Genomic DNA, 4,130 nt, shown 5'->3' on the forward strand with positions numbered 1-4,130 from the left:
ACTAGATTTTCAGTTACAGTCATAGGTTCTTGAGTATAAAGAATATCTAGTACATATAATTCTTTCTGATAAACTCCTGCAACTACTAAAGCTAAGTAGTCAGCCCCTCTATCAGCTGTATCACAAAAAGCAACTATACTCTCAAAATCATTATTCCCGTATTCATCTTTTGGAATTTCATCATAGTGTTTTAATTTCTGATACAATGCACCTTTTGCATCAATACATACCTGATTGTAGTTGGCCATAAAGATTAAATCACTCATAGAATTTTTAAGCATTTGATATTTTTCATAATTCAAAATACTATCACATAGCATTTTTTTACCATCATAAGCCTTTAAACTAACTTCATACCAGCTATCAGCATTATCAGAACTTAATACCCTTCCTATAAGGTCTTTTTTACTCCATCTTGTTTGAATAATAATAGTAATTCCGTCACCTTCAACTCTTGACATCAAAGTATCTGTATATTGAGTATAAATACCTTCTAGAGTGTTATCATTCATAGCTTCTTCTGCATTTTTAATAGGATCATCTACAATCAAAGTTGTAGCACCTTTTCCAGTAAAAGAAGAACCAAAACCACCGCCATAGTAGGTATTAAATCCACCTTTAACAGTCCAGTTATTTACACTAGAATTTCCTTTTTTAATTTCAATATCGGGAAATATATCAGTATAAACAATTGCAAGTTCATCAGTTCTTTCTTCTGTTATTAAATCTCTACAGTTTCTACTAAAATCAGTTCCTATTATTTCATTATAAGAACACGTCATAACTTTGTTATGAATATTTTTGCCTATAATCCACGCTGTAAAAAGCCCTACAGTCCTTGACTTTCCATGTCTAGGTGGAATTGAAAGTGCAAGGTTCTTATAAGGTTTATTAGTTTTCGGATTAATAAGATTGCCTTCATAAATATCTTGCAGAGTATTTGCAAGGTCTTTTAAATAAGCTCTATCTTCCTTATAGAAGTCTGGTGCAATCGCTTTACAAAAACACCAGAATGATTTTCTAGCTTGCAGTATTTTCTTTTGTCTACTAAGTTCTAGTATTTCTATTTTCTGTTGCTTTGTTAGCATCTAAACTCTCCTTATATTCTTTTGCATACCTATAGTAAGTAGGTTTTGGAATGTTTAATAATTCCATGACTTCTTTAGGTCTTAATTCTTTTCTTAAAACTCTTTCATAGTATTTTGCAAAATCAGCTTTACTGACAATTCTAGGTCTGCCATAATCATCCCATTCGCCACGCGCTTTCTTTGCAGCAATACCCTCTTTTTGTCTTTTCTCTTTTTTCTCTAATTCAGCTTGCGCAAATGATGCATACATTTCAATTAGCATATTATTAATTGTCTCCATCATCATTAAAGCCGTGTTGTTATCCTTTAAATGACTGTAGTCTGTTAAAGTAGTAGGAATTTCTAATACCATTAACCTTACACCGTCATTTTGCATTTTTCTGATTTCCAGTAAAGTAAGTTGCTTATTTCTTCCAAGTCTATCAAGCTCCGTTACAATTAAAGCAATCTTTTCTTTAGGATTAATCTTTTTTGCCAGTTTCATGTCTTCCAGCATCTTTTTATAATTTGGTCTATTGAAGTTTTTACCAGTACATTGATCTGTATAAATATTTACAACTTCAATTCCATTATCTTTAATATATTTATTTATTTCATTTAGACCTCTATCTAAATGTTGCTCTTCAGTACTTGTTCTGTGATAAGCAAAGTATAACATCTTGACACCTCGTTTTTTAAAATTTGTGAAAATTTTTGTGAGGGCTTTTTTAATGCGAAATTAGAACCAGTTCACCCTCCCCCCGTCTCAATAGACTGGGATTTATTTTCACATCTTAGTTATATTATATTAACAAGGTATCAAAATGTCAACACCTTTTTTTGGTACTTTTTCTATCAATTTTATGCCTGAAAAATGGCTTAATTACGTTAGAATTTTAAAGGTATCATAAGTATACTTTTTGATACTATACTATTAACCCTTTAACTCTTCTAATCTTCTATTAAGTTCTTCTTCAGTCATATCGCCAATAGATTTCTTATCAGCATTTACTATCTCTTGCTTATCTACCCAACCATAGTTATTCTTTAGCGTGAATATTGCTCCAGTATTAGAACCTTTTGTGTAAAGCAATTCTTCATATTCACTCTCTATCCTTCTCTTAGCTTCTTTAATCGTGCGACTGAATTCTTGTCTTTCTTCTTCACTTATACTACTCAACCAATTAAACTCATCAGCTTTCTCATATCTAAGTAACGTATTTCTATCCACTTCAAGCCACCATGCTAATCTGCTAACAGTTATTCTTTTATCATTAGCTGCACACCATTCATAAAATGCATCTATCTGATCTTGTAACTCTTTAGGACTTTTCCATTTCTTTGGTCTTCCTGCTGGCATATATATTCACCTCCTAACCAATTTGTCTCATTCTTCCGTTAACACGCTTATACTTTCTAGCTTTTCTTGCAACTTCTTCAATGTCTTCAAATGGTTTCAATGTTAACTCCAGTTCTTCGCACTCTTTACAATTGCACATTTTTTTACTAACTAAACAAGCACATACCAATTCGTTATACTCATTCCAGTTCGTATTAAAATAAAATACTCTGCTTTTTACCTTCATTATTTCACCTTCTTTCACATCTTAAAAATTGCAATAAAAAAAGCACCTAAGTAATACCTAAGTGCTAGTGCTAACCACTATATACATTATACTATATAATTATGCCTTACTACTGCAAATATTTGTCAATAATTCTAAGAAAAAACAATGATGACACAAATGTCACATTTGACACCACTTTTCTTATAGACCCTTTTTTATACGTTATATACTGTATTCTATATATTTTATATATTTTTTTACTAATGTTAATATAATAATTGTCATTACTGTCATAGCACCCTTAAAGCTAGTGTTTTCAACAGTTCCGAGAAGTGACACTTTCAAAAATTAAATGTCATCATCTGACACCTTTGTCATTTTTAAAAAATCTCAATTCGTTTCAGTAAATTATTTGCAAATAAGAATGACACTTATGACAAAACTCCAAATTGATGACACCATAAAGCTGACACTCCACCTTGTCACCTAATAGTAACAGGTACTAAAGTACCCTTAATACAAGGGCGAGAAAAAATTGCACCTCATTATTTTGATAATGCAAAATTTGATTTATCCAAAATTGATATAAAAATATAATTATTTACGTTTTTGCATACCCCGTTGCCCAAATAAAAAAAGATAACCAATTAAGGCTATCTCTTAACTTGAGTAATTATTATAAGATTAAATCTATAATAAAATAAAAAATAAAAAAGGTATTATAATTATTGTCCAACTTCATGGATCTTATTCATTATCCATTGAAATTATAATTTTAACTTTCTGCTATCCTTCTACTTATTAGAATGTAATTCTATTTAAATTTATAAATCTACTGTAAGCCTTGCTATTACTAGCTTTTACTTACTTTTCTATCTGTTTTTCTATTACTTGATTTAAACTTTAGTTACTATCCAACTCTATACTTTAAATATAGTATTTACTTTAATTAAGATTCATATATACTACTGGTTGAGCATGGACACGTTTTAGGGTATAGTTTACCCCTGTTTTTCGAGGTAAACAAATAATACTACTGTATATCGCTATTGTATCTTAGTATTATTACTTACTTTGTTATCTTATAACTTTAATATTCTACTCTTAGCCCATAGAATACACTTAAAAGCTTGTTATAAGTCCGTTATTTCTAACCTAAGCTAACCAACCCATATAATATTTAAAAAGGTCATATGTACCCTTCTGACGTTGCTAAGTATATAGTAAGCAATACTTAACACCGAGCCTGCTTTCTAGTCGGTGGCTAACCATAGATTATTTTTTATAAGGTTTTTCTATGTTCCCTTAGCCTTATGACCTAATACCTATAAGCATTAAAAAAAGCCTATTAGTACTATGCAATACTAAAAGGCTTGAAATCTCTCTAAAAATAATGTATACTCAATTTATTCAATTGAATATAGTTATAGTTTAAGCTTTTCTTGTACTGGTACTACATCAAAAGTTTATCTATAATTAGAGTTCTTCTAACTTT

4 protein-coding genes are annotated in these 4,130 nt (G+C 30.1%); all 4 read right to left on the bottom strand.

The annotated features are described in order from the left end of the window. Nucleotides 1–1,088 (bottom strand): terminase (locus SPJ33_RS02300; protein ID WP_321116361.1); only part of this gene is annotated, 1,088 nt, incomplete at its 3' end. Next, a complete protein-coding gene (locus SPJ33_RS02305; protein ID WP_321116362.1) occupies nt 1,048–1,746 on the bottom strand; it encodes a recombinase family protein in 699 nt (232 codons plus the stop codon). The genes SPJ33_RS02300 and SPJ33_RS02305, both read right to left, overlap by 41 nt. Before the next feature lie 255 nt (nt 1,747–2,001). Beyond that, complete coding sequence (locus tag SPJ33_RS02310) at nt 2,002–2,427, bottom strand: terminase small subunit (protein ID WP_321116363.1); 426 nt, start codon at nt 2,425–2,427, stop codon at nt 2,002–2,004. Between the two features lie 13 nt (nt 2,428–2,440). Then, complete coding sequence (locus tag SPJ33_RS02315) at nt 2,441–2,566, bottom strand: hypothetical protein (protein ID WP_321116364.1); 126 nt, start codon at nt 2,564–2,566, stop codon at nt 2,441–2,443. Between the last annotated feature and the right edge of the window lie 1,564 nt (nt 2,567–4,130).

The sequence above is a fragment of the Clostridium sp. genome, from assembly GCF_034179595.1.
GTDB lineage: Bacteria > Bacillota > Clostridia > Clostridiales > Clostridiaceae > Clostridium.